Genomic DNA, 25,000 nt, shown 5'->3' with positions numbered 1-25,000 from the left:
GAGGATTGGATCAAACAGTAGCGGAGCGATGGCCCGATGGTTCACCGCCAGTCGCCGGTAACGCCCAAACTAGTTCAGGCAAACTAGCTCAGGGCCATTACCGAAACCCGTGCCGCCACGGCCTGGGCGATCGCCTTCAGGGCCTGGGCTGAGGCCGAATCCGGAGCCGACACCACAATGGGCACACCCCGATCGCCCCCTTCCCGCACAGGCATTTCCAAGGGCACACAGCCCAGCAGCGGCACTGCTAATTCTTCCGCTGTCTTTTTGCCTCCACCCGAACCAAATAGGTCGTATTGGCGATCGGGCAGATCCGGCGGAATGAAGTAGCTCATATTTTCCACGATCCCCAACACCGGCACACTGAGCTGCTGAAACATCTTCAGCCCGCGCCGCGCATCAATCAGCGACACCGTTTGGGGCGTGGTCACAATCACCGCCCCCGCCATGGGCACAGCTTGGGCCATGGTCAACTGGGCATCCCCCGTTCCAGGCGGCATATCCACAATTAAGTAGTCCAACTCGCCCCAGTCCACTTGGTACAGGAATTGGCGAATGATGCCGTTCAGCATCGGCCCCCGCCAAATTACCGGTTGATCGGGGTCAATCAAGAAGCCCATGGACACCATCTTCACGCCGTGGTTTTCCGCCGGTTCCAAGATGTCTTGTCCTTGCCCCTGCCCTGGCCGCACCATCACCTCCGCCTGGGTTAAACCCAGCATGGTTGGCACGTTGGGCCCATAAATATCAGCATCAATTAGCCCCACTTTGGCCCCCGACTGGGCCAGGGAAACGGCAATATTCACGGCTACGGTGCTTTTGCCCACGCCACCCTTGCCGCTGGACACGGCCAGGATATTTTTCACGCCGGAAATCCCCGCGCGATCGGGCAAGGATTTTTGTTGCGGCGTTTCAGCCGTCACTTCCACATCCACCGACTCCACGCCGGGCAGGGTTTTCACCGCCCGCTTGCAGTCATCCACAATAAATTCCCGCAAGGGGCAAGCGGGGGTTGTCAGCACCAGGGTGAACCGCACAGCGCCGCCATCGATGCTGACGTTGCGGATCATGTTCAACTCAACGAGGCTTTTGCGCAGTTCCGGATCTTCCACGGGGCGCAAAATCTCAAGCACGGCTTCGGGACTGAGGGCGGTAGCAGTCATGGGTGAGTGGGAATTCGTTGGCGTAGCTGAGTCGAAAGCTGAGTCTTAATCGGAAGCTGAGGCTAAAAGAGATCCCGAACAGATCCCTCAGAGATCCCGAATTCACTGAAGTTTCCAAGGCTCGGACTACGGGGGCCGATGGTTCGGCCATGGCAGCGAGTCGGGGGGATTCAGGAACTTTTGGGTGATTCTAAGGATTTGTACTCAGAGTTTGTATGTTTTGAAATCTTACCGTTTGCCGGTGGGCTGCTACCGATCGAGCAGAAGGCTGCTTATGTTCTGAATGTCCTGATTGTTCTCAGGGCTTGCAAGATCGAGAGTTGGGGAAATCAGGGGAGGCTCGGTGCTCAGGGGTCTGGGTTGGATTCTAGAAGTTGCTTCTCCATCTGCTTGAGTTCTGTTTGGGTATTGTTTGAGTTCTGTTTGGGTATTGATGGGTATTGATGGGTATTGATTTGAGTATCTGTTTGAGTCGCTCTCATGGCTCTGGGCGCTCATCAATTTCAAGCTGATCCCCACCTTGATCCCAGTCTTGTTAAGGGAAGTTGACAGACGGCGGCTTAGGCGATCGGGAGCGATCAAGCGCTCATACCAACGATTAATTCCGATTCAGCAGCAGGATTACAACAAAATTGTTAAGTTCTACGACTGCTTGGCCGGACTTTTAGGGGCCTCCGGTACGCTAGAGGGTCAATAGCAACCGTGGCACTGGTTGTCGTTTGGGTGAGGAAACTGACCCAACCGCCAGAACCTGTTTTCTACCAAGATCGATCGCCGTCCCCCGTCCCAGGCTGAGGGAGTTCCTAAATTTAGGTCGATCGCGGGCGTTTCCTTTTCCTAAAGCTTCCTAACAAACTGCGTTAGACATTAGCTATGACCGCATTCGCAACCCCCGCCAAGTCATCGATCACCCATCCCGAGGCCAACGGCCAGGCCCAACCCATGGTTGCGGGCGCACCGCCAGCCGACTCCCGTGAACGGGTTGGCCAATGGATGCGCCAAATTCAAGATGAAATTTGCCAGGGACTGACGGCCGCCGATGGGGCGGGTCAGTTCCGTGAAGATGCCTGGGAGCGGCCCGAAGGGGGCGGCGGGCGATCGCGCGTCATCACCAACGGCGGCGTATTTGAGCAAGGCGGAGTCAACTTCTCGGAAGTGTGGGGAACCCAATTGCCCCCTTCGATTCTGACCCAGCGCCCGGAAGCAGCCGGCCATGGCTTTTACGCCACCGGTACTTCCATGGTGCTGCACCCCAAAAGTCCCTACATCCCCACGGTTCACCTCAACTACCGCTACTTTGAAGCGGGCCCCGTGTGGTGGTTTGGAGGCGGCATTGACCTCACCCCCTACTACCCCTTTGTGGAAGATGTGGTGCATTTTCACCAAACCCTGAAGGATGCGTGCGATCGCCACAATTCGCACTACTACGACACCTTCAAGCTCTGGTGCGATGAATATTTCTTCCTGAAGCACCGCAATGAAACCCGTGGGGTTGGCGGCATCTTCTTCGATTACCAAGACGGCACCAACGAACTCTATCGCGGCCCCGATGCCCAGGGCCCCGCCGCCCAACACAGCAAGCAAGTGGGCGTGCCGGCTCAGCGCAATTGGGAGGAGTTGTTCGGCTTCGTGCAAGATTGCGGCCGAGCGTTCCTACCGGCCTACGTGCCGATCGTTGAGCGTCGTCAGTCCCAGGAATATGGCGATCGGGAGCGAAATTTCCAGCTTTATCGTCGGGGACGGTACGTTGAGTTTAACTTGGTGTACGATCGCGGCACGATCTTCGGGCTGCAAACCAACGGTCGCACAGAGTCAATTTTGATGTCCTTGCCGCCACTCGTGCGTTGGGAATATGGCTACCAGCCCGACCCCAACACGCGGGAAGCGAGTCTCTATGAGATCTTCCTGAAGCCACAGGATTGGCTCAATGCACCCCCTCAAGTGCCTGGACTCGCCTAGCAGCTTGGGGAAAACGGCACTCCGAGACCACTTAAGTCTCCTGGGGTGCCGTGATACAATCCGAAGGAGACTTACCTGTCGAGCGCTGCTTCCGATTGCGTGGTGCTCGTAGCCGGTGCGATCAAATCGAAGCATCAAGCCCCCAGCTTTGTTTCGATCTCCGTGTCCTGACCGGGATCGTTCTTTGCACGTCCACTGGCCCCCGAGTTTGGGTATGGTCATGAAGTGCTTGCCGATCCGCCGCTGTCCTCAACACGATCTGTCGGCCAGCCCCCTTCCTAGTCCCCCAAGAGCGAACAATCCATCATGGAGCAGAAGACCCACACGACCAAAGATGGCACGACGGTAATTGTTCTCACCCCTGAAGGACGGCTGGACATTACGACAGCCTGGCAATTTCGCCTCAAACTGCAAGAATGTATTTCTAAGCTGAGTCCTCATATCGTCGTGAATCTCAGCAAGGTCAACTTCATTGACAGTTCTGGACTCACCTCGCTCGTTGCCGGGATGCGGGATGCCGATAAGGAAAAAGGCAGTTTTCGCCTCTGTCAGGTACACCCCGAAGCCAAGCTGGTTTTCGAGGTCACCATGATGGATTCCGTATTTGAAATTTTTGATAGTGAAGACCAAGCCCTTGAGGGCACTCCTCGCACGATCGCTAGCTAGGCCTTCACCCTAGCGCGCCATCTGCCCGTTGCAATTAGGTTGTTATCAAACAAAAGGGGCAATCGCCTCCTAGGCAGCGCAAGCCCCGGGCTACCCGATCGGGAACAGCCAACCTTTCAGCTAGCGCATAGCATCACCCACCACAAGCACTGGAAGATGAGTCCCATGGATCTTCCGGTGCTTGCGGTTTATGGGCCAAATTGGGTACTTTTTGCCTCCGGCCGCTGCTCGCGCCACTCTTCGTGCCACTATCTGGCAACTATCTGGCAACTATTCACAACCATTGCCATTGCCCACGGTTCCAGAGCTTGACTGAGGCTGCCCAGTGACGTGACGGACTCGATCGACCCGCCCAGTCACGATCCAAGAGCCATGATAAGGGGGATGATCAAATATTGCAGGACAGTCGCAGTCTTTAAGAATTTTTAACGGCCAGACCTGTGCTAAGCCCTCGGGCAAGGATGAGAATAGGTAAAAGTTCAGTATTGCCCGCTACTAAGCAACAGCCATAGATAAATTTGGTGCGTTACAGTAGGGTGCATTTGAATCGAGCCATACCGAACCATCCGAATCGATCGCCAAGAGGGCCTTCTATATGCTGCAAACGAAACTGCGTTACTCGATCGACGAGATCCGAGACGAAGCCCGCCATCTCGTGGAAACGGGAAACGTGGATCGTCATCAGCCCCTCTATGTCCTCTGCCAATTTATTCCGCCTCGGGAATGGACTTGTGTAGAGTTTGAGCTAGAGCGGTGTGACTATCTACTCCGGGACTGCGTGGGAGACCTGCTCAGTCACGAAGAATGGACTAACGATTAAGACCAGCAGCCCCATCAGACGCACATTAATTGGCTTGCCAAACCCTAAGCTATCGCGCGAGATGACGTGGGCGCTGTCACCCATCAAATTTTCAACTTTCGCTCGCCAGATCAAACAATCAACTGCCGATCGGCTGAGGCACATAAATTCTCCCACTGCGATTCATCCAGACCTATTCGGATTCAGCTTCATTGAGACTCACCCAAAGATCTAAGCAGTCCTAATCAGGTCTAGTTAACTCCGGTTGAATTTATTGCATTGATTAATTTGACTTAATTTATCAATCAATGGATTGAACGGAACATCGATCGATGAATCTCCATGGATATCTGAAACCACGCTGAAGTAATTTAGACTGCCAAACGGCACAACTGTTGACCAGGCAAGGAGCTGATGTTCCTTGCCTGTTTATGTTTAAACTGTTTTACTAAAATATTTTCAGAAAAACTTCTACTATCTAATTTTAGTCTGTAGGGTGGGCAGTGCCCACCAAACCGTTGATTCATGGCATTTGCGATATGACGTGCCAATTATTTTAAGTAAAGGCTGTATCTAATTTTAGTTTTTAGATGGCTAAGTTTTTGGATTTTGAAGAGAGCTTAAGCAAGAAAATTTGCAGAAGATAATTTACAGAAAATAATCCACAACAGGAAAATCAAACAAGAAAACAAGGAGCAAAAGCCCCTTGTTTTATCAGCGATCGATCAGTTGTATTTGGTTGTGTATTTAGTTGCTGTGTTGACTTGCTTTTGAGAGTCGAAGGTTTCAGTTTTGAGACTCAAACCGAAGGCTCAGGCAAACGCCTTAAACCACTTGTTCAATTTCGGCAATTTCGGGGATCACTTCCTTCAGACGACGCTCAATGCCCATCCGCAGGGTCATGGCCGAGCTGGGACAAGAACCACAAGCACCTTGGAGACGCAGCTTGACAACGGGCCCGTCAATTTCAACAAGCTGAACGTTGCCGCCGTCAGCCATCAAGTAGGGGCGCAGTTCATCAAGGGTGGTTTCGACGTTTTCAACAGTGAGGGGTAGGGTCATGGCGAGCGTTCTGGATTTAGCAAAACGGATGAGGATTTTCCTTGGAGGGATGACCTCAGGGCGGGCGATGGATAGGTCGCTGGATCGTGCGATCGCCCGTCCTTTAGTGTATCGCCTGACTTGATTACTTTTACAACAGGCAAGTTGCTAAATCTGGTTCATGCTCCCGAGTCGTGCTCTTGAGTCATGCCCGCAATTTGACGGGATCTCAGTCCATGGCGAATCGCTCACGGCCAGTTGCCCGGGCCGCTCGTTTGTGGCTGTTCGTTCGTGGCTATTTGCTCGTGGCAGCTAGCGCACCAAAATCGTGAAGGTCAAGGGAGGAAGCTCCGTTTCGCCCACTTGGGCCACGGACAGCCGGTAGCGATCGCCCGGTTTGACGTTCCGCATGGACAGGCGCAGGAGGCCTTCCCCAGCCGCTTGCACCGAGGCTTGTGGGCCATTGAGAGTAGCAGTGCCCGTGCCGGGAAGCCGGAGGGTGAGGTTCAAGGCAGGGCGATCGGCTTGGGGGATGTAGTGGGCCTCAATTCGCAAAGCACCACCGTCAGCTAGCCATTCTTGGGTGACCTGGGGGGTTTTGGCGCTGAGTTCGAGGGTCAGGCGGTTCAGCAGTTCCCGCGCGGCCAACAGGGCAATGGTCATTTGCTGCTGGGGGTTGGCGCGATCATATTCCACATATTCCATGGGAAAACGATTGGCAGCACCGGTACGCACGGCCGTTGCCCAGCGCAACACGACGGAGGCTTGGGCATTCAGCAGGCGATCTTGGTCGGGAAATAGCTCATCCACGGCTTGCATGAGGGCTACGCCTTCTTTGAGAGCCTGGGCGGCAACGGTTTGACAAGCGGCTAAGAGTCGTTCGGCCAAGTCCGCTGGCAGGTTCGTGGGCAGGTTGAGCTGCTGGAACTGCCGTAGCCAGGGATTTTGGGGAACTTGGGCGATCGAGGGCGCGTCCTCGTAAGTGTCGCGATAATCTAGCGCCGCTTCAGACGACTCCCAAGGAAACAGGGGAGGGCGCTGGGAGGCTTCTAGAATCAACCGCTGTTTCAGCAGGGCGTGATAGCGCTGGTCAACGACGGGCATTGCATCAAGTTCGAGCATAGGATTCGCAACCGATAAATCGCTGGGAGATAGCGATCGCGCTGGTGCGGGGTTGATCGCCGGATCCGCAAGGGCAGAAAAGTCACCCTCTAGGAGGTCAGCGGGATCGAAGGCATGGGCAGCGAGGGCCTGTTCGATCGCCTGATCAATCTCGATCGGCTCAAGCTGGGTTGCCCCAAGTTCAATCGGCTCAGGCGATCGGGACTGATCAGGGGTGGTTGTGGGGTCGAGTTCCTTGGCCACATCCAATAACTGGCCCAAGAGCTGCGCTTGCAACGCACCGGGAACGCTATCTAAGTTGCTATTCATCTGTCCCCCTCCTCGTTCCGGACTCTGTGCGATTACGAATTTCCCAAGCGGTTTCCAGCAACTTGAACCATAGCTTTTGCACTTGAGAAGCGCTGATTCCCATCGCTTGGGCTACGGTTCGATCGTCTGATCCCGCGCGTTTTAGCTCCACCAATTTGGTAATTTCCGGGCCCAGTTGATTGAGCAAACTTTCCCATTGACGAGGGGTTAAGCCTAAATCGCGCTCCAAATCCACATCAAGCCACTGGTGAACCAATTCCCAACGGTGGAGCAAGGCAAAGCGAATGAGGTGATATTTGAAACGTTGTTGTAAGTAATCGCGCTGACGAGCATCCAGCCCCAACACCTTTTCAATTTCGCTGGCGGATAAGTCTTTTAATCGCAGCACCAAATAGTTAACGCATTCCTCTTGGTTGCGATCGCGCAGATAAGCAATTAATTCATCCACAACCGCCTGGCGCAGGGCCCCATCCATCACATCCGTGGATTCCTTGGCGCTGATTCGATCGCGCACTTGCTGCACCGATGCATCATCCCAGGAGTAGCCCTCACCGCTATCACTGGCGCTTTCGGCGGCCTGATCCATGTCGATCGAAGTTTCCGGGGGCTGTTGACGGGCAAAGGTTTGGGCCCGCAACACAATTAACTGCTGCGATCGCCCACCGGGCAACGGAATCCGGCGCTTGGCGTAGCGCTCCACAAACGCCATATATTCCGCCAACTCCAGCCGTACCCGAGGGGTATAGTCCGGGGGCAACTGGTTTTCGCGCCGAAAGGCCCCCAGCGCCTCCACGTAAAATCCCTGGAGGAAATCCTCGATTGCCAATAGCCGCGCTTGATAGCTCGTGCGCGATCGGGCTGGGGAAATGTATCGGTAAATGATGGCGCTGAGGGTACTGTGCAACTCGGCTCGGCCGCGTTGGGATCCCAACTGGTAATAGCGCAAATTCTGTTGCAATCGGTGACGAGCCAGGCTGTGGGCCCAACCCAACACATCCCCGGAAGACTGGATCCGACGACTTTCAGTACAGATGCGATCGACTTCCGCCGCAATTCGATCGGCCACCGCTGTACAAACCGCCTCTGGAGCCGTCGTTCCTGACCGCAACTCCCGCTGCAATAAATCGATCGTCGATTCCACGCCCCTACAACTCTCGTCTGATGCCAACATTACAACCGACCATTGCGACTGATGCCACCCCAAGACTCCGGAGATGTCCTACGGAACGGTTTACCATGACAAGCATAATCGACTCAGCGATGACCACCACGAGCGATTACGCTGCCTGTGCGATCGGTAACCCCAATTAGCCCCCAACAACTTGCCACAAAATCCGCAGGTACAATGCTTGCGGCCGAGCGCAACGATGGTTGTGGCACGAGTGATCGTTGCTAGGACTGTTACTAGGGCGATTGCCAAAGCCGCTGCCCGCCCTGCCTAGCTTGACCGTCATTTTTCGTCTTTTTCATTGAACCTATGGATATTGAAAGCCAAATTCAAATTCTGATCGACAATGCTCCCCAAGACGGTCAAACTCCCGAAATCGTTGCCGCGATCGCCCCAGCATTGATCTACTTCGCCAACCAACTGAGTCGCGAAGACTACTACATCCTACAAACCCTGAATGGCGATTGGGTGCGCGTCACCCTCGGGAACCGCCGCGAACAGGGAATCGAGAAAAATGTGGTCTACGCCTTTCCCACCTTGCAAGACGCAGCCCGCGGCCCCATGCCCACCAAAGATCCCAACTTGATGGCCGCCCCGTTTCCCGTCACGCATATCCTGTTTCAACTGATGGCAATGGAAACGATCGATAGCCTCGTGTTTTTCGACATCCCCGGTGATGTGATGCAGGGCATTGAAGTGACCCGAGAAGCCTTTCAGGAAACCGTTCGCAACCTCTTTTCCCAAGTTCAACAGTGGCAAGAAGGCGACATGATTCCCAATCCGCTGCCCAATAGCGCCACAACGATCCCTTCAGATTTTGCATAGAATTTACATAGAAAGCGTTGAGCCAGTTCTACGATCCAGACTCATCAGTTCACAGTAGTAATTGATGACCATTGATTGGGATTCAGTCCAATCAATCCCCAACGATCACCCGATCAGTCTCTAGTCAATCATGCGATCTTTTGCACTCATCTAGCCCCTTGTTGCCCCTTTCACAGGCATCCTCAAAACAGAAGGAGGATGAGTCTTGACGAAGTAATTGAGTGATCAACATTATTTCTGTCTCTCCTCCACTTCAGGAAAGAGCAGGAGTTACGGCACAAGCAGGCTGGCAATTTCCATTCGAGTCTTAAAAACAACAAGAGTCACCTCAGTGTTAACCATTGAGGTGACTTTCGTATTATTTGTGGCGATTGACTCATTGCCAGCGACTGTGACTCGCAATGACTAACAGTTGTAGTGGCAAGTCATTACTGCGAACGACGATCGCAGACTGTCACTTTAAGAAATCACCATGAATTATTGTTGTGGGTTATCAACAGGCTCAGAAGTCAATCATGACCACGAAGGGCGCAGAAAACTGCTGACTTTACTAACACCAAGCCTGAAGATTACAACACCTTAGACCACTGAGGATGCAGCAAAGGCAACTGCCAAAGTTAGCCCCAGGAATAAGACAGCGGCCCCACCCAGTTGTGCGTAGCGGCGCTGTTCCCAGAAGGTGGGGTAATGCGCGTAGTACATCTTCGGCTCTTTGGCGTAGTTGTTCAGTTGGCCGGTTTCGTTAACGGTGGTGTACATGGCACTGCTCCGAAGGATGTGGGGGCTGTTTGTTGCCCTGTGTTTCACAGTGTAACACTATGTAAACTTTTCTTGCAACATACTTGACGAAAATTATTTTATTTTCCTCATTCGGAGCTAAAAGCCTTGGTGGTCATCAGTCCAGCCCTCGGATCAATCCACATTTCATCGTTTAATCGGCACATGCGTTAATAACGATTTAAAAATCACTACAGATTGCTTGCTTTAGGCCCGATCGCGCCCGGGGGCGGAAACGCAAGGCTATACTCGTTTTTGAGCGGGGATCGTCCTTGTCCAGTTCTTCAGCCCCCGTTCATCGCTTCCTATGTCCTCCCCGATCGCCCCGTGGCCCGATCGCCCTTGCCGCTTTGCCGTCATCAGCGATTTACATGTCGCTTTGCCCCACACGGTTTGGGATCATCCGAGTCGATTTCACTTGGTGGAGGTGGCGATTCCGGCCCTGGAGCAAATCCTGGAGCAACTGGAGCGACTGAATTTAGATTTCCTGTTGTTGCCCGGTGACCTGACTCAACATGGCGAGCCAGAAAATCATCAGTGGCTGGTGCAACGGCTGAAACAGTTGCCCTATCCGGTTTATGTGGTTCCGGGCAACCATGATTTTCCTGCCCAATCGAGTTACCCGCGCATCACGACCCTGCCGGAGTTTGTGACGCTGTATCGGGACTTTGGCTATGGGGATTCTCCGCAGCCCTATTACATTCAAGAGTTGTTGCCCGGCCTGAAACTGATTGGTCTGAATTCCAATCAACTTGCAGAAGATGGCAAGGAAATTGTTGGGGCGATCGATGCGGAGCAAATGGCCTGGCTCGATCGCACCCTTGCCCAGCTCAACCCGCAGGATCTGACCCTGGTGATGGTGCATCACAATGTGGTGGAGCATTTGCCGGAACAGGCGACTCACCCCCTGGGCAGTCGCTACATGCTCCAAAACGCGATCGAACTGCGCCAAAAGCTGCGATCGGCCGGGATCCAGTTAGTTTTTACGGGCCATCTCCATGTGCAGGACATTGCGGAAGCTGACGGCCTCTATGACATCACCACCGGCTCCTTAGTCAGTTACCCCCATCCATTCCGCTTGGTCACCTTGCGGCGCGATCGCTCGGGTCATCCTTGGTTGGAGGTGGAATCGGGCCGCGTGAAGTCTGTTCCCGGTTGGGAAGATTTGCCCGCCCTTTCTCGGCAGTGGATGGGTGATCGGAGTCCGCCGTTTATGTTGAAAATGTTGATGTATGGCGGTTTGGGGCTGTCGCAAGACGAAGCGCTCTTGCTGGCTCCCCAGTTACGGAATTTCTGGGCCGATGTGGCCAATGGGGACACGCTCTTTGAGTTTCAGCAATTGCCCCCGATCGTACGGGACTATTGCCAACAATTTGGGGCGATCGGCCCCGACGGCTCGATCGCACGCATCGACAACCACATCGCCCTGCGCCTCTAGAAACATCAAACCCAGCCAGCCATCTTCAAGGCAACGGCTCGCCCTGTCCTCATCCCCCAAAAGCAGACCAGGGGCCCACAAAAACAGACAAGGGGCTTAAGCCCCTTGCCCCCGCGCGATCGTTGGCTATTCAATGCCAAATTCCGCGCCCTCAGCTTTTTCATCACTGCAAGCCAATCGCCCCACAGTGCAAATCATGCAGCGCCGGTTACACAGTCTCAGCCACGCCGCAGCGCCGCCGCATCCTAAACCGCAGCCACCAACGGCTCCGAAGCCGACGGCCGACGATTAATCACCTGGTCAATCAGGCCATAGTCCTGGGCTTCTCCAGCCGACATGAAGAAATCACGTTCCGTGTCCTCTTCAATGCGGCTCAGGGGTTGACCCGTGTGATCCGCCAGGCAGCGGTTGAGATTGGCCTTGTGATACAGAATTTCCTTAGCTTGGATTTCGATATCCGTTGCTTGGCCCTGTGCGCCGCCCAAGGGTTGGTGAATCATAATTCGGGAGTTCGGCAAGCTCATCCGTTTGCCCTTTTCACCGGCACTGAGCAAAAACGCTCCCATGCTGGCCGCCAGCCCAACGCAGATGGTGCAAACGCTCGGGCGGATGTGATTCATCGTGTCATAGATGCCCATGCCAGCCGTCACCGAACCCCCAGGGGAGTTGATGTACAGGTAGATATCCTGTTCGGGATCTTCCGCGTCAAGGAACAGGAGCTGCGCCACGATCGAGTTGGCCACATCCGCATCGATCGCCGTTCCCAAAAACACAATGCGCTCCCGCAGCAACCGGGAATAAATATCAAAAGCGCGTTCGCCGCGGCCAGATTGTTCGATAACAGTCGGGATCATGCGCGTCCTATGGCTTGTGAATGACCTGAAACAACCTTGATTCTAGCGAGTTGCGCCAAATACCTTCTAGGGGTCTCGATACGGGTCTCCGCCCTCAGGTCTGCTCGATCGCGATGGAGCCTAGGCTGAACAGGCTAGTTGCCCATTTCACGCTCTCGATTCTGAGCAAGGTTGATCGACGCTCAATAGGCTGATCCACCATTCCCCGGCGATTTTTCAGCCAGCCAGAGCACAAGATCAGCAACGCTACACCAAAAACCCAGAGACAAAAAAATCCAGAGACAAAAAAAGGGGTGGTGTGTCAATCACACTCACCCAATGAACCGTTGTCGTAAAAAGAGAGTTAGAGCAGGAAAAGAGAGTTAGAGCAGGGTCTGTGGAGATTGTCAGAGATGTCAGACAGAGATGGCACGCTGCGGAGACCCCAAAGGGGTGACTTTTTTGTTTCGTCCGCAAGCGCGTGAATGCAATGGAGTTTTTAGCCCTTATTGCGTTTTCAGCACTTTCATAACTTTAAGGGTATGCGAAAACCCCTAGCTGTCTGTAAAGCTAGGATGAACTTTCGCCCATTCCGTATGAACCTTTGGTAAAGAATTACCAGGCTCCAAGGACAAGGGCTGAATTGAATTGGGTTGAGTTGAATGGGGCTGAGAGGTTGACCCAGCATTGCAACTGGTTAAACGACTTCTCGCCCAGCGTTTACCCCATCTGTTTTTTATCCGTGTCTGACTGTCTGACTATCTAACCGTCTGGCTATCTGCTATTCGCGGTCTGCTTTTTTCGTGACTGGCTTATTTTTGGCCAGCTTTACACGCCAAAGCAGGGTTGATCGTTTCCCGCCACTTGGTTCGCCCGTGGAGATGATCCAACTTTTGGCGATCGGGGCTGACCAGGCGGGGGGATGCCAGTATTTTGCCGGTTGAACTCTGATTTGGAAAGGGCGGGGGTCAGTTTTTTGATCGCCACAGGGCGATCGCCCGGGTCACCCCCAGCCCGCTCCTCTCGTTGAACTAACTAATTAATTCAATGAGTCGCTCGCAAACGATTCGCGAACTATTCGCTGATGGCTCCTACCGCTCCCGAATAGATGGCTCCGCGCGGTGCATCCAAGGTCACGATCGCCCCGTCACGAATGGCATCGGTAGCCCCATCCACACCGACAATTACGGGAATGCCTAACCGTTGGGCGATCGTGGCGGCGTGCCCCGTCAGGCTGCCATCTTCGGTAATTACGCCACCGGCACGGCGAATCGCTTCAATGCAATCAACACTGGTAGCAGGAGCCACAAGGATTTCGCCCGCTTCCAGGGAGTTGGCATCCATCAGGTTTTTCACCACCCGGGCACGACCGCTAACGGAGCTTTGGCCAATGCCACGGCCACGGCCCAACACAGAGGTCACCACTTCTACTTTGATCAAGTCTGTGGAGCCGGAAATGCCTTGCAACGTACCGGCGGTCATCACCACCAAATCCCCTTCGCGCAGAACGTACTGTTCTTGGGCCAGCCCGATCGCCGCTTGCAGGGTTTGGGTGGGAGATGGCAAATCCAACACCATCAGCGGCCGCACTCCCCACACCAATTGCAATTGGCGGGCAATGTTGACATGGGGCGTGACGGCCAAAATTGGCGTACTGGGGCGGAATTTGGAAACATTGCGGGCGGTGGCTCCGGACTTGGTGAGGGTTACGATCGCCGCTGCATCCAACTGGGCCGCAATGTCCCCGACGGCCTTGGAAATCGCATTCGGGATCGATCGCCCAGCACTTTCCAAATCGAACTGGAATTTCTCCTGTTCAATCCGCACGGCAATCCGAGCCATGGTGGCCACAGCTTCCACGGGATATTGACCCACAGCGGTTTCGTTGGACAGCATCACCGCATCAGTACCGTCCAAAATGGCATTCGCCACGTCGGAAATTTCCGCGCGGGTGGGCCGCGGGTTGCTGACCATGCTGTCGAGCATCTGGGTGGCCGTAATGATCGGGATGCCCAGACGATTAGCCGTGCGAATCAAGCGCTTTTGCAGAACGGGCACGTCCTCGGCGGGCAGTTCAACCCCCAGATCGCCCCGCGCCACCATCACCCCGTTACAAAGGGAGAGGATGGCCTCCATCTGCTCGATCGCCTCGTGCTTTTCGATTTTGGCGATCACGGGCACGTTTTTGCCCCGGCTGGCAATCATTTCGCGGATTTCCAGCACATCTTGGGGATTGCGCACAAAGCTCAACGCCACCCAATCGACCCCTTGATCGAGGCCGAACATCAAATCTTCCTTATCCTTGTCGGTCAAAGCTTTGATCGACAGGTAAACCCCGGGGAAGTTCACGCCCTTGTTGTTCGAGAGGCGGCCGCCAACAATGGTGCGGCAGTGGAGATCGCCCTTGGCTCGATCGACCCGTTCCACGACCATTTCCACGCGCCCATCATCGAGCAAAATCGTGGCATTTTCAGGAACTTCTTCCGCCAGCAAATCGTAAGTGACGGAGCTTGCGTCCTGAGTGCCCACCACTTCCCGGCTGGTGAGCACGAAGGGATCGCCCTTTTGCAACACGATCGACCCTTCAGCAAATTTGCCGAGCCGAATTTTCGGGCCCTGAAGGTCTTGCAGAATCGCCACCGGCTGATTCAGCTCAAAGGAGATTTGCCGAATCAGCTTAATGTTGGACTGGTGGTCGGCATGGCTGCCATGGGAGAAGTTGAGGCGAAGCGTCGTGGCACCGGCTTCAATGAGCGATCGCAACACATCGGGCGTGTTAGTGGCGGGGCCAATGGTGGCGACGATTTTGGTGCGGCGCAAGGGCTGTGGCGAGTCCATGAATGTCTCGAAACGTTGCGGGTACTACGATACCATCGATGGAGTCCTCTCTCTGCTATGGGCCATGCGATCGACCTGGGACTGCTTGCTAGAGAACGTGGGTGAGTGGTACGGCTCCTTTGCTACGGTGGATGACCAAGGACAACTCCTCAGCGATCGCCCCAGCATCACCAGCATTACCCCCCTCGAAGGCGGCAAAACTATCTATCAGCGGGTGCGCCAATTTGCCCCCACGGCCGATGGACAGTTTCCTGAAATCGAAACCGCTGCCCCCGTTCAAGATTTAGAACTCACCTACAGCAACCTGGGGCGAGGCTTCTTAGCCCTCGAAACCGGCGCATTTTCCCAAGGTTCCATGCAATTAGGGCCCTTTTCCGAATTTGGGGCCGAGTTGGGATTGGTGGCTCGGCCCTTGCGGGTGCGGGTCGTGATTCGCTACGACAAGGCGGCGCAGTTAATGCCCCTTTCCCTGATTCGGGAAACCCTGGATCCTATGCCAACCTTGCCGCCGGGGGAGCCGCTCACGCCTGAAGCGCTGTTAACCGCGCTGCCAGGGGTTTGGCAAGGACAGTGGGTGACGGTCTATCCCGATTTTCAGCCGGCCCAAACAGGCATGTCGCACTTGGAAGTTCGGCGATCGGGCGATCGGCTGGTGCAAACACTCAAGTTCGGGAATCAGGCGATCGGCTCTGACGCGGCGATCGTGGGGAATCGGCTGGAGTTCCGCGCAGGTAACAGCACGGTGCTCCTGCTGCCCAACGGGATTTCGGCCACCTTTCCCACGCAACTCAATTATCGACAGCCGCTCTTTTTGGAGGCCGGTTGGCTAATCAACCCCAATCTGCGCCAACGGCTGATCCGCAGCTACGATGCCCAAGGAGCCTGGGCTAGCCTAACTCTGGTGACTGAAGAGCGCGTCGCCTAAGTTGCCCCAACAACCCTGGCCCAGTGGCGAGGCGCGATCGAACGCCATATCTGGCTAGGGCGTTGGTGCAGGGCTGGACTGGGCTGGGCGTTGGGCGGGCCCCTGAGTTCGTTTCAACTCTTCCCGCAAAATTTGACGATAGGCACTGGGCAGCAAACGGGTCATGCGGTTGGTTTCAATGCCGTAGCCCAAACTAGTCCAAGTCCCGGACAAACGGCGCAACACTCGATCGAGCTGGCCCTGGCGCAAGGCCTGACGCAAATCAATTCCCCAAGCAGCCCGATCATTCAGCCAGCGATAGACTACCCAGTCTTGATAAACCGGCTCGAAACTGTAGCGGCCCAAAACGCCCCAACTGTGGCGATCGGGGTGATAGGCCTTCGCCTTTTCAAACCAGGTGCGATCGAGCATTTGATAGCGACCCGCCGCCGTGGAGCAATTGCCCATATTGGGCCCCAGCAAAATCGTCACGCATTCCTGGGGATGCTGGCTCAGGTTCCGAACCCGTCGGCCGCCGTAAAGCATCGCGTAAGGATCGCGACCATTCGCCTCGCTCACGGAAATTGTCCGCATCAAGGCCCGCAGGTAAGGGTCTCCGCCTTGCATGGCTAGAGGCGGAATGGCCACGCCTTCGCTCAGCTTCAAGGCTGGGCCCAAATAATTTGCCCCCGATGGCGACAACTCCGACAGGTTCAAGCCCAACCACAACAGGGTAATGGCACTGCCCGCCGCGATCGCCCCGTTGACCAAAGATCCCCAAAAGGTCGTCGATCCCTCTGCTGGTGCGGGTGCGGGCAACTTGGGTGGCAACTCGGTAGGCGAACTGTTGGCATGGTCAAGCATGGGCCAGAAGCCGGATAGAGCACCGGAGGCAAGGGGGCAAAATTGGGCGATCGGGAAACTGAGCCTGAATCGACGAACGGTCTGGTTTTGATCGATACCTGAGTCCACCGCTCCCCTCAGGCACATTCTAAAGCCCGATCTTCCAGCAGGCTGAGGGGAATCACCCCACAACACCCTTGTCCACCTCAGCTTCATCCATGCAGGAATTGGCGCACTGTGGCTAGGTAAGTTTCCGGATCCTCCAGCATTGGAAAATGCCCCGTGGCTGTCAGCTCGCGGTAGGTAATGCGAGGGTTGAGTGCAGCGGCCTGCTGTCCCAAACGCGGCGGAATAATTTGATCAAACTGTCCCGCCACCAACAGGGTCGGCACAGGCAAGGCCGCAAAAGCAGCGGGCATCTCTTCCACGGCTCGCAGGCTAACGGAGGTGAAGATCGTGCCCAGGGCCGCCGCACGATCGGCCTGAGTAAAGTCCTCCAGGAAAGCACGCTGCTCCGAGATCGGAATGGAGCGGTGCAAAAACCGCGCCATGAACAGTTGTGGCGCTAGGGGTAAGCGAGACAGCCAAGGGGGGCGAAATTGCACCACATAGCCCCCAAACCGGTAAAAGGCCGCAAAGGCCGCCGCGTCATATTCAAAAATGCCGCTACAGGTCAGGATGGCTTGCCGAATTCGATCGGGCGATTGCCGCATCAGCAGCACGGCCACCGAAGCCCCCATTGAGTGGGCATTGAGATACACCGGCTCCGTGATGCCCAGGCGATCGAGCAGCGCGATCAAATCTTCCCCATAGGCTTCCAACCAGTAGTCAGGAGAATCGGCCGGGGGGTGGTCTTGGGGCAAGCGCGATCGACCAAATCCCCGCAGGTCATAAATCAGCGCATCGAAGCGATCTCTCAGGGCCGCCGCAGTCGATCGCCAATAGCGCCCGGAGCCGCCCCAGCCATGCAAAAACACCATAATGGGCCGACCGGTTGGGGTCGTTGCGCCCCCCTGTCGAATCCACTCGTAATAATGCGCTGTTCCGCGCACCTCCACATAGGCCATGGTTGCAGAGCAGCAAAGAAGGTTAATGCAAAACGGTTAGTGGATCACAAGATCAAACTTCGAGATCGGGTGCAAAGCCCCAAACATCAGGCTCGATCGAGCCATTAGCCCAATGAGCTGAGCTAGTCCAATTTCCGAAAGGCTAGGCAGACTCCGGCTTCGGCAGCGACGACGGGTGCAACAACAACTCCGCAGTCGATCGATGCTCCACCATATGCCGCGTAATCAGACAGCGGGTCAAATCCTTCCGCGACGGCACTTCATACATCACATCCAGCATCAGCTCTTCCACAATGCTGCGCAGGGCCCTCGCCCCCGTTCGCCGTCGATAGGCCTCTTGGGCGATCGCCCGCACCGCATCTGGCTCAAACGTCAATTGCACATTATCCATCCGCAGCAACTTTTGATATTGCTTCACCAGCGCATTACGCGGCTGCGTCAGGATCGCAATCAGCGCCTCCTCATCCAACGGCTCCACCACCGCCAGCACTGGCACCCGCCCAATAAACTCCGGAATCATCCCGAACTTCACCAGGTCTTCCGGTTCCAGGTGGCGCAAGGTATCCGCCGTGCGTTGCTCCCGAGATTGGGTTTCGCCCGCTCGCACAAAGCCCATCGACTTCTTGCCCGTGCGCTGCTCCACCACCTTCTCCAACCCAACAAACGCCCCACCGCAAATGAACAAAATATTGCTGGTGTCGATTTGGATGCAGTCCTGGTAAGGATGCTTACGGCCCCCCTGAGGCGGCACATTCGCCACTGTTCCTTCCAACATTTTCAGCAGGGCCTGTTGCACCCCCTCCCCAGATACGTCGCGCGTAATGGAGGGGTTTTCGCTCTTGCGGGCCACCTTATCAATTTCGTCAATGTAGATGATGCCGCGCTGGGCTTCCTCCACGTCAAAATCCGCCACCTGCAACAGACGCAGCAGAATATTTTCCACATCTTCCCCAACGTAGCCCGCCTCCGTCAGGGTTGTGGCATCAGCCACTGCAAAGGGCACATCCAAAATTTTGGCTAAGGTCTGAGCCAGCAGCGTCTTGCCACACCCCGTGGGGCCCATCAGCAAAATATTGGACTTTTGGAGTTCCACCCCATCATCCAAAGCGGGCGCACTAGGATTACTGGGGCTTGTTGCGGATCCCTGACCATTTTCGGCTTCCTGCAAGCAGGCTAACCGTTTGTAGTGGTTATAAACCGCCACTGACAAGACTTTTTTGGCTTCGTCTTGGCCAATAACATGGTCATCGAGGTATTTCTTGATTTCCCGGGGCTTCAGTACCCGATGGGGTGTAGTGCGGGGAGTGCGGGTGCGCGTCCGCTCAGCCGGTTCAGGACGAGGCGGCGCTTGGGTTGCCGTGCCACCGTTGAAGAGTTCTTCGTCCAAAATCTCATTGCACAGATCTACGCACTCATCGCAGATATAGACTCCCGGCCCAGCAATAAGCTTGCGGACTTGCTCTTGGGACTTGCCACAAAACGAACACTTGAGATGGGAGTCAAATTTCGACATACAGGTTGCCCCTCGAAGTCGCGCACTCGTTACCGCATTTGCCCATGGCATTGGCTCATGGCAAAGGGGTGCTGCGCTGGTAGTGAATCAAGATCTGGCTGATGGCAGATTTGCAAAGTCCCTGGCTCCACCCGTGAACCGGTGGAACCCTTGACAGAACCTGAGTTCCGCCTCAGGGGCGATCGCACGAACATTTCCGCTGGCCAAACGCTGGCTTTGGGCGCGTGGTCACCCTAATGGTCACAATGCGAGAGCAAACATCTAACCAGAGGATACCTTTTTCCATTATGCCTCAAGCACTCCGCAAGCCGTTGAAAACCTGGCAAAGGCACGCCGAACGATCGCGCTGCCCTGAAGTTTTCAGGATCCCGATCGCCCCCACCCCCATAATCCCGATCGTCAATGGAAGCGCCACACAAGCGCCCCCACCCAGAAAAGCAACCAAAACAAAAGAGCAAGTGCATGGGTAACACTTACTCTTTTGAAAATGGCTTCATTTGGATTGTGCCGGCTCCCACAAACGGGTTCAGCCAAGCACTGTTTCTAAAGTTGCCCTTAAATAAGCTGGGCTAGTCAATCGGAGATCGCCGCCCAGCTTAATTGGCCACTACACCGTCATTTCAACGCGGCAGTGGGGTTGCAACTTAGAACTTGAAGACAGTCCGCAACACGCCCAACACAGCAGTGTCGTTGTCGTTGTTGTTGTTGGGATCGGTCACCACAATCACGCCAGGGGTGATCGAGATGTTGTCGTTAACCGCAAACTTGTACAGAGCTTCGATGTGCCAGGAATTGTCATCATCTTCGCCACCAACAGTGTTGTCGGCGTTGTACAGGTTAGGCTGTTGACCCACAATCAGAGCGCCCACGCTGCCTTCCTTGAACAGGTCGGGGAACGCGAAGGTCAAAGCCCAGTTGAACAGGTCAGCGTTGCCATCGCCGTTGTCTTCAGCGTTAGCAAACGTCCAGCCGGCCCAGCCGCTCAGCACGAAGTTCTTGCTCAGCTTCGCGGTGGTTTGCACGCCCACGTTGTGAGCGGTGGTGGGGTCGCGGAAGGGGTTGTCGCCCAGGAAGCTGCCGGTACCACCGGTCAAGCTCGGACGGGTGCGAGCATCGGTGCTGTGGTAAGCGTAGGCATACAGCAGACCGATATCCCAAGTCTTGCTGGGGGAGTAGTACAAGCTCGCAGCAGCGCTGTAGCTACCGTCGAACAAACCAGCACCGGTTTGGGGATCGTTGGCTTCGCTGGCCAGGTAGCTGGCGGCAAAGCGGAAACGTTCGCCCTTGTAGTTCACACCGATACCAGCGCCTTGGGGCTGACGGAACAAGGGGTTGTAGCGACCGAAGCGCGACAGAGCGCCATCAGCCGAGGATTCCAACAGGGGGTTGGCGGTGTAGTGGATATCGTCGATGTCCAGACCGGTCGTACCCACGAAGGCGCGCCAGGTGTTGGCGCTGTTCAGGGGGAAGCGGTAGTACAACTCATCCAGGATGAAGTTGTTGCTGGTGTTCGATTCCCAAGCCAAACGAGCCATGTTGGTCTCGCTGCTGTAGTAACGAGGCACGTTACCCACTTGCAGACGGGTGCGCAGCAAGTCCTTACCAGTGAAGCTGGTGTTGAAGTTCAAGCGCACGCGGTGCGAGAAGGTGGCGTTGTCTGCTTCGTCGTTGTCGTCATCACCAACAATATCCGACAGGCCAGCAGCCACGGCCATCACCACTTCACCGGTCAGCTTGGTGGTGGTGGAGAATTGGTTGGCTTCCAGCTCGGAGGTGCGGGCTTCGAGAGCATCCACGCGACCGCGCAGGGCAGCCAATTCAGCCGCGAATTCTTCTTGCAGCTTTTGCAGCTTGCGCAGATCTTCCTTGGTGGCCAGGGGATCGGTAGCAGCCTTGATCAGGTCGTTGATCCGATCGAGGCAAGCGTTCAAACCGGCGGCAAACTCGTAGCGGCTCAAGGGGCGGTTGCCCTTGAAGGTGCCGTCCGGATAACCGGCGATGCAACCATAGCGCTCAACCAGCGATTGCAGCGCTTGGAAAGCCCAGTCAGTGGGTTGCACGTCGGACAATTGCGACACGGAGGTCACTTGGTCCATGCTGGCGAGATCGTCTTGCAGGCCAAGCTCGATCGCCGAAGGGCTAGCGTCAATATTGGTTTGGGTCGTTGCTTCACCGGCAAAAGCGCCTTGAGCGAGCAACAGCGAGAGGCCAGCAGCAGCCGGGCTCAGGCGCAGTGCATTCCAGAACAGTTTCATTCGCGTTTCCTCACACCGATACCAGTGAAAGTGTTACTGAGTCAGTACACTTCCTGTGGCGATTATAGATCGAACCGACAAGAGGCGGAACCGAGTCTTGGAAAAGATTGTCGAAAATTACGGTTAAGGAGGGTCTGAAACCCCTGATTTCATCGGTAATCGGGAAGGTCAGGAGGATTCGATCAAGTTCGATCGAATTCGATCAAGTCCAGTCAAATTTGATGGCATCTCAAATTTTTGGCATCTTTTGGATCCAGGCGAACCGGAGAGCTACCCCCCAAAATTGGGTGCAACTAGCAAAAGGGCTGTAAATCTTCGCGGCGAATGGCCACAATTCCCGGTCTGGGCGGTCGGTTGCGATGACCCTCCGGCCAATTGGAGCCGATCGGAACAGTGCGCCGCTGCATAAAAGGCGTACCATCGGTGGCCATCACCGCCAGTTCCACCACTTGAGTGGCATCCTGGCGACGAGTACCGCCAAATTCGCCAGGGTGTTGCACCGAAATCAGTAGGGTGGCGCGATCGGGCAAAAAGCAAGGCCCCGTTAGTTCCGTTTCCATGGGCCCATAGGCAAAGGGAATTGCCAAACCGGCCGCTGGCCCGCGCGTTGGCAACCACCAAAGGGAATTGTTGCCATAGATAGCCCTGAGATTCGATTGGCTCAGGGGCTGGCCTTGGGAGTCGCGGCGATTGGCAGGAACCGGACGATTTTGTTTATCGCCGCTCATGTCCGTCACCATCCAGAGATCGCCCCCCGGGTCAAAGGCCAAATTATCGGGATTGGCAAACCCCAAACCTCCGGCCGCCGGTTCCCCACCTGTGGCGATCAACTGCCAGCGGAAGGTGAGGGCCGCCGGATCCTGATCAGTTTCCACCAGGCGAGCAACCCAACCATACTCATAGGCTCCTTCCCCTTGGGGCCCCACAAAGACGCGGCGATCGGGGCCACCGTCCAGGCTGTTGGTGGAACCGGAGGTGAAGGCAATTAGCACCGAGCCATCGGCCGCCAATTCCGTATCCTCCGGCCGAGCCGTGCAAGTGGCTCCGGCTGCATTGGCTGCAAAGTGGGCATCAATTAAAATTGCGCCTTGGCGTTCTGCGGGTGTGCCTTCATATAGGTCTCCGAGGGTGGCAAATTTCGCCTTGAAGGCCAGGGCCACCGCATCATCTCGCACCCAGGTAATGCCACCCGCCGGCCGCTGGGGCAAGGTGACCATTCCCCCGACGCAATGGCTGGGCAAAACCGGATCCACTGGCGTATCCGGAGCTAAGGGGATCCAACGCCCTGTCCCGTCGGGATCAAACTGGGCCGCGTAAAGCATTCCTTCCTGAAGCAGTTGGGAGTTGCGTTTGTCTTGGGGGTTGCGCACCCGGCCCTGGCTCACGAATTTGTAGATGTGGCCACCCCGTCGATCGCACCCGGAATAGATTGCTAAGGGGCGATCGGGGACAACTCGCAGGGCTACCGCTTCGTGGCGAAACCGTCCCAGCCAGGTGTGTTTGGTTCCGTAGTCCTGAGGGTTTTTGGGGTCAATTTCCACCATCCAGCCATATTTATTGCCCGCCAGACCCAACAGGCTGCCACAGCCCATGAAGTCGTCGGTGTCCATCTTGAATCGGAGTGTTTCAGGGGCAAAGGAGCTGCCATCCGCGTGAACTGGCTCCACCACCACGTCTTGAAAGTTTTCTTCGGCGCTGAAAACCGTTCCCCAAGGAGAAGTGCCACCCGCACAGTTGGCAAAGGTGCCAATGATTCGATCGCCCAGTTGGTCGTTGTAGCCCCGCATGGTGGCCTTTCGGAAAATGGCCGTGGCGGGGCCCGTGGCTTGCAGGTAGTGCCCGTCAGTTAGTCCCGAAAGGCCTGTCACTCGCCGTTCTCGGCGGGACGGTTGCCGCCGCCAGCGCCCGGTGCGATCGCGCTGAATACTGATGACACCGATCCCTAAGTCTTCCAGAGCGGCGGTGGCAATTTGCCGCAGGGCCTCGCGGAGGGGATCTGCGGGGGCCAGTCGCCCCCAATCCAGGCCTTGACCACCGGCCTGGGCTAGGGCACGGGTCACCGGCTCGATCGGGAGCGATCGCCCCATCACCGTTTCGTAGGCCTCTAACCAAGGCTTGGCGCAAACATATTCAAAATTGACCACCAAATCTCCCCGATCGCGATCGGTGGCCACGAATCCCAGGTAGTCGTTGTTGTAGCCCACATGGCCGTTTCCAAGGCGATCGCCCCAAACCGCCAACAGGTCATAGGTAAATCCCTCAGGCAGCACCAAATTATCCTGCACCGTAAACGTGCGGTGGCTGGCAATTTGCTCCGCGATCGAGGCTCCTTCAAAATCCAAAGGAATTGCAAAGGGAATGGGCTGAAACTTCGCAGTGATCGCCTGGCGCAATGCACTTGCAGTTCCCGGATTTGCCCAAACTTTTTGCCAGTCCAGGGCCACCGCAGAACCAGCACCCAGGCCCAACAACCCCAGAAAATTCCGCCGCTTCATCGTTTGAAAACGGAGTCTGAAACCCCGCCCTTTAGGACTTGTTAGAATGTAGTTGGCCGCTGGGCTAGCGGTGTCAGTCTGTGGAGCGACCGTAAGACCCGAAAAGCAAGTCTCGGAAGGCGCGTGCTATGAAGCAGAAAACCCAAATCGGGAGACTCGGGAATGCTTGTCCGCTTACGGCGAGGAGGATGACAATTCAACCCCCTATCATTAGCCCCCGAAACAATCTACATGCCTGATTAATCTACTCAATTGCAATTGCACAACAGAATCCGTTGCCAGTGCCACTGTTTCAGGGCAGATGGGCCGTTGCGTTGGAACAATCAACCATTCCCAACGCAAAAACCGAAGGAACAACACAACAAAGCGCTGTTACCTTCGGTAATTGTCGAGTTCTAGAGTTCTGTTCGGCCTAGAAATTACAAAAGCACTGGCATCAATACTAGGGCTTAGTACGCACGCTCACGGGGCCATTCACCAACACCTGGCAAGCCAAACGGTAATTGTCGGGCTTCTTGCGAAGGGTGCGATTTTCAAAATCCGTCCGATCGGACAAATTTTCTATCCCTTCCACAATTTCGACAACGCAGGTGGCACATTGGCCATAGCCACCGCAGTTCATCATTTTGCCGTACAGCTTATAGATATCAATGCCGTTCTCGATCGCCTTGATTCGCAGGTTGGAACCGGTGGCGGCGATTACGTCCTTGTTTTCGTTAACGAAGTGAATAGTGCCCATAGGGTGTTGGGAAAGGGACTCGCTGACGGGGCGTAGCTCAGGGGGAATTGTGGGTCTTTGCTGAAAACTGGGAACTCGTGTGGTGGGCAGGGCGATCAAGAAGGGGCAAAAACCACGACCAATGCCACTGCTTCGCCCAAACACAGGTGCAGTGCTGCAAGCAAGGGACACAACAGATGCAGCAACAGATGCAACAAACGCAATGAAAGCAAAGGCAATCGGTGAAAGATTGCAAGATCATTGCAA

19 protein-coding genes are annotated in these 25,000 nt (G+C 55.5%); 6 read left to right on the top strand and 13 right to left on the bottom strand.

What is annotated here, in order from left to right:
- Positions 1-83: 83 nt before the first annotated feature.
- Positions 84-1,163, bottom strand: coding sequence for an Mrp/NBP35 family ATP-binding protein (locus tag H6G53_RS15130; protein ID WP_099531576.1), 1,080 nt, complete (start codon positions 1,161-1,163; stop codon positions 84-86).
- Between the two features lie 873 nt (positions 1,164-2,036).
- On the opposite strand from H6G53_RS15130, the gene hemF reads away from it, so the two are divergent.
- The 3 genes from hemF to H6G53_RS15115 all read left to right on the top strand — a co-directional run bounded on the left by hemF (position 2,037) and on the right by H6G53_RS15115 (position 4,608).
- Entirely contained in the window at positions 2,037-3,122 is a 1,086-nt protein-coding gene (gene hemF, locus H6G53_RS15125; protein ID WP_190534361.1) for an oxygen-dependent coproporphyrinogen oxidase, read from the top strand.
- Between the two features lie 306 nt (positions 3,123-3,428).
- Entirely contained in the window at positions 3,429-3,788 is a 360-nt protein-coding gene (locus H6G53_RS15120; protein WP_099531579.1) for an STAS domain-containing protein, read from the top strand.
- A gap of 595 nt (positions 3,789-4,383) precedes the next feature.
- The gene (locus H6G53_RS15115; protein WP_099531580.1) at positions 4,384-4,608 is read left to right on the top strand and encodes a DUF4327 family protein; all 225 of its coding nucleotides are present in this window, start codon (positions 4,384-4,386) and stop codon (positions 4,606-4,608) included.
- A gap of 804 nt (positions 4,609-5,412) precedes the next feature.
- On the opposite strand, the gene H6G53_RS15110 is transcribed toward H6G53_RS15115, so the two are convergent.
- From H6G53_RS15110 to hetZ, 3 genes are all read right to left on the bottom strand, one after another.
- On the bottom strand, positions 5,413-5,649 hold the full coding sequence (locus H6G53_RS15110; RefSeq protein WP_099531583.1) for a NifU family protein: 237 nt from the start codon (positions 5,647-5,649) through the stop codon (positions 5,413-5,415).
- Between the two features lie 291 nt (positions 5,650-5,940).
- On the bottom strand, positions 5,941-7,059 hold the full coding sequence (locus H6G53_RS15105) for a hypothetical protein (RefSeq protein WP_190534358.1): 1,119 nt from the start codon (positions 7,057-7,059) through the stop codon (positions 5,941-5,943).
- Positions 7,052-8,230, bottom strand: coding sequence for a heterocyst differentiation protein HetZ (gene hetZ / locus H6G53_RS15100; protein ID WP_099531585.1), 1,179 nt, complete (start codon positions 8,228-8,230; stop codon positions 7,052-7,054). The genes H6G53_RS15105 and hetZ overlap by 8 nt, the downstream gene beginning before the upstream one ends.
- Before the next feature lie 306 nt (positions 8,231-8,536).
- Between hetZ and H6G53_RS15095 the strand changes: the two genes are divergently transcribed.
- The gene (locus H6G53_RS15095; protein ID WP_190355580.1) at positions 8,537-9,052 is read left to right on the top strand and encodes a hypothetical protein; all 516 of its coding nucleotides are present in this window, start codon (positions 8,537-8,539) and stop codon (positions 9,050-9,052) included.
- A gap of 579 nt (positions 9,053-9,631) precedes the next feature.
- Here H6G53_RS15095 and psb34 read toward each other — a convergent pair.
- A complete protein-coding gene (gene psb34, locus H6G53_RS15090) occupies positions 9,632-9,811 on the bottom strand; it encodes a photosystem II assembly protein Psb34 (RefSeq protein WP_099531587.1) in 180 nt (59 codons plus the stop codon).
- Positions 9,812-10,136: 325 nt separating this feature from the next.
- On the opposite strand from psb34, the gene H6G53_RS15085 reads away from it, so the two are divergent.
- Positions 10,137-11,267 (top strand): metallophosphoesterase, encoded by a 1,131-nt coding sequence (locus H6G53_RS15085; protein ID WP_190534353.1) that lies wholly within the window; start codon positions 10,137-10,139, stop codon positions 11,265-11,267.
- A 245-nt stretch (positions 11,268-11,512) separates the two neighbouring features.
- Here H6G53_RS15085 and clpP read toward each other — a convergent pair whose 3' ends face one another.
- Together clpP and pyk are read right to left on the bottom strand one after the other, a co-directional pair.
- Positions 11,513-12,121, bottom strand: coding sequence for an ATP-dependent Clp endopeptidase proteolytic subunit ClpP (gene clpP / locus H6G53_RS15080; RefSeq protein ID WP_099531589.1), 609 nt, complete (start codon positions 12,119-12,121; stop codon positions 11,513-11,515).
- A gap of 1,053 nt (positions 12,122-13,174) precedes the next feature.
- A complete protein-coding gene (pyk, locus tag H6G53_RS15075) occupies positions 13,175-14,938 on the bottom strand; it encodes a pyruvate kinase (RefSeq protein WP_190534350.1) in 1,764 nt (587 codons plus the stop codon).
- Here pyk and H6G53_RS15070 point away from each other — a divergent pair.
- On the top strand, positions 14,892-15,863 hold the full coding sequence (locus H6G53_RS15070; protein ID WP_242037340.1) for a DUF3598 family protein: 972 nt from the start codon (positions 14,892-14,894) through the stop codon (positions 15,861-15,863). The two genes, pyk and H6G53_RS15070, sit on opposite strands and share 47 nt — an antisense overlap.
- Positions 15,864-15,917: 54 nt before the next feature.
- On the opposite strand, the gene H6G53_RS15065 is transcribed toward H6G53_RS15070, so the two are convergent.
- The 6 genes from H6G53_RS15065 to H6G53_RS15040 form a co-directional block, all read right to left on the bottom strand.
- Positions 15,918-16,580 (bottom strand): glycoside hydrolase family protein, encoded by a 663-nt coding sequence (locus H6G53_RS15065; protein ID WP_370567844.1) that lies wholly within the window; start codon positions 16,578-16,580, stop codon positions 15,918-15,920.
- Positions 16,581-16,897: 317 nt separating this feature from the next.
- Positions 16,898-17,752 (bottom strand): alpha/beta fold hydrolase, encoded by an 855-nt coding sequence (locus H6G53_RS15060; protein WP_190534347.1) that lies wholly within the window; start codon positions 17,750-17,752, stop codon positions 16,898-16,900.
- Positions 17,753-17,894: 142 nt separating this feature from the next.
- Entirely contained in the window at positions 17,895-19,265 is a 1,371-nt protein-coding gene (gene clpX, locus H6G53_RS15055) for an ATP-dependent protease ATP-binding subunit ClpX (protein WP_099531592.1), read from the bottom strand.
- Between the two features lie 644 nt (positions 19,266-19,909).
- A complete protein-coding gene (locus H6G53_RS15050) occupies positions 19,910-21,520 on the bottom strand; it encodes an iron uptake porin (protein WP_190534344.1) in 1,611 nt (536 codons plus the stop codon).
- Between the two features lie 293 nt (positions 21,521-21,813).
- Positions 21,814-24,015 (bottom strand): PhoX family phosphatase, encoded by a 2,202-nt coding sequence (locus H6G53_RS15045; protein ID WP_190534340.1) that lies wholly within the window; start codon positions 24,013-24,015, stop codon positions 21,814-21,816.
- Positions 24,016-24,457: 442 nt separating this feature from the next.
- On the bottom strand, positions 24,458-24,754 hold the full coding sequence (locus H6G53_RS15040; RefSeq protein WP_099531595.1) for a 2Fe-2S iron-sulfur cluster-binding protein: 297 nt from the start codon (positions 24,752-24,754) through the stop codon (positions 24,458-24,460).
- Between the last annotated feature and the right edge of the window lie 246 nt (positions 24,755-25,000).

The sequence above is a fragment of the Limnothrix sp. FACHB-406 genome, assembly GCF_014698235.1.
Classification (GTDB): domain Bacteria; phylum Cyanobacteriota; class Cyanobacteriia; order CACIAM-69d; family CACIAM-69d; genus CACIAM-69d.
This window is presented reverse-complemented; position numbering and strand designations above follow the sequence as displayed.

Excerpts from the sequence above, each read along its gene's own strand:
- hetZ (WP_099531585.1), bottom strand. The coding sequence starts at position 8,230 with ATGTTGGCATCAGACGAGAGTTGTAGGGGCGTGGAATCGACGATCGAT.
- H6G53_RS15130 (WP_099531576.1), bottom strand. The coding sequence starts at position 1,163 with ATGACTGCTACCGCCCTCAGTCCCGAAGCCGTGCTTGAGATTTTGCGC.
- psb34 (WP_099531587.1), bottom strand. The coding sequence starts at position 9,811 with ATGTACACCACCGTTAACGAAACCGGCCAACTGAACAACTACGCCAAA.
- H6G53_RS15070 (WP_242037340.1), top strand. The coding sequence starts at position 14,892 with ATGGTGGCGACGATTTTGGTGCGGCGCAAGGGCTGTGGCGAGTCCATG.
- hemF (WP_190534361.1), top strand. The coding sequence starts at position 2,037 with ATGACCGCATTCGCAACCCCCGCCAAGTCATCGATCACCCATCCCGAG.
- H6G53_RS15115 (WP_099531580.1), top strand. The coding sequence starts at position 4,384 with ATGCTGCAAACGAAACTGCGTTACTCGATCGACGAGATCCGAGACGAA.
- H6G53_RS15045 (WP_190534340.1), bottom strand. The coding sequence starts at position 24,015 with ATGAAGCGGCGGAATTTTCTGGGGTTGTTGGGCCTGGGTGCTGGTTCT.
- H6G53_RS15105 (WP_190534358.1), bottom strand. The coding sequence starts at position 7,059 with ATGAATAGCAACTTAGATAGCGTTCCCGGTGCGTTGCAAGCGCAGCTC.
- H6G53_RS15060 (WP_190534347.1), bottom strand. The coding sequence starts at position 17,752 with ATGGCCTATGTGGAGGTGCGCGGAACAGCGCATTATTACGAGTGGATT.
- pyk (WP_190534350.1), bottom strand. The coding sequence starts at position 14,938 with ATGGACTCGCCACAGCCCTTGCGCCGCACCAAAATCGTCGCCACCATT.
- H6G53_RS15050 (WP_190534344.1), bottom strand. The coding sequence starts at position 21,520 with ATGAAACTGTTCTGGAATGCACTGCGCCTGAGCCCGGCTGCTGCTGGC.
- H6G53_RS15120 (WP_099531579.1), top strand. The coding sequence starts at position 3,429 with ATGGAGCAGAAGACCCACACGACCAAAGATGGCACGACGGTAATTGTT.
- clpP (WP_099531589.1), bottom strand. The coding sequence starts at position 12,121 with ATGATCCCGACTGTTATCGAACAATCTGGCCGCGGCGAACGCGCTTTT.
- H6G53_RS15095 (WP_190355580.1), top strand. The coding sequence starts at position 8,537 with ATGGATATTGAAAGCCAAATTCAAATTCTGATCGACAATGCTCCCCAA.
- clpX (WP_099531592.1), bottom strand. The coding sequence starts at position 19,265 with ATGTCGAAATTTGACTCCCATCTCAAGTGTTCGTTTTGTGGCAAGTCC.
- H6G53_RS15085 (WP_190534353.1), top strand. The coding sequence starts at position 10,137 with ATGTCCTCCCCGATCGCCCCGTGGCCCGATCGCCCTTGCCGCTTTGCC.
- H6G53_RS15110 (WP_099531583.1), bottom strand. The coding sequence starts at position 5,649 with ATGACCCTACCCCTCACTGTTGAAAACGTCGAAACCACCCTTGATGAA.
- H6G53_RS15040 (WP_099531595.1), bottom strand. The coding sequence starts at position 24,754 with ATGGGCACTATTCACTTCGTTAACGAAAACAAGGACGTAATCGCCGCC.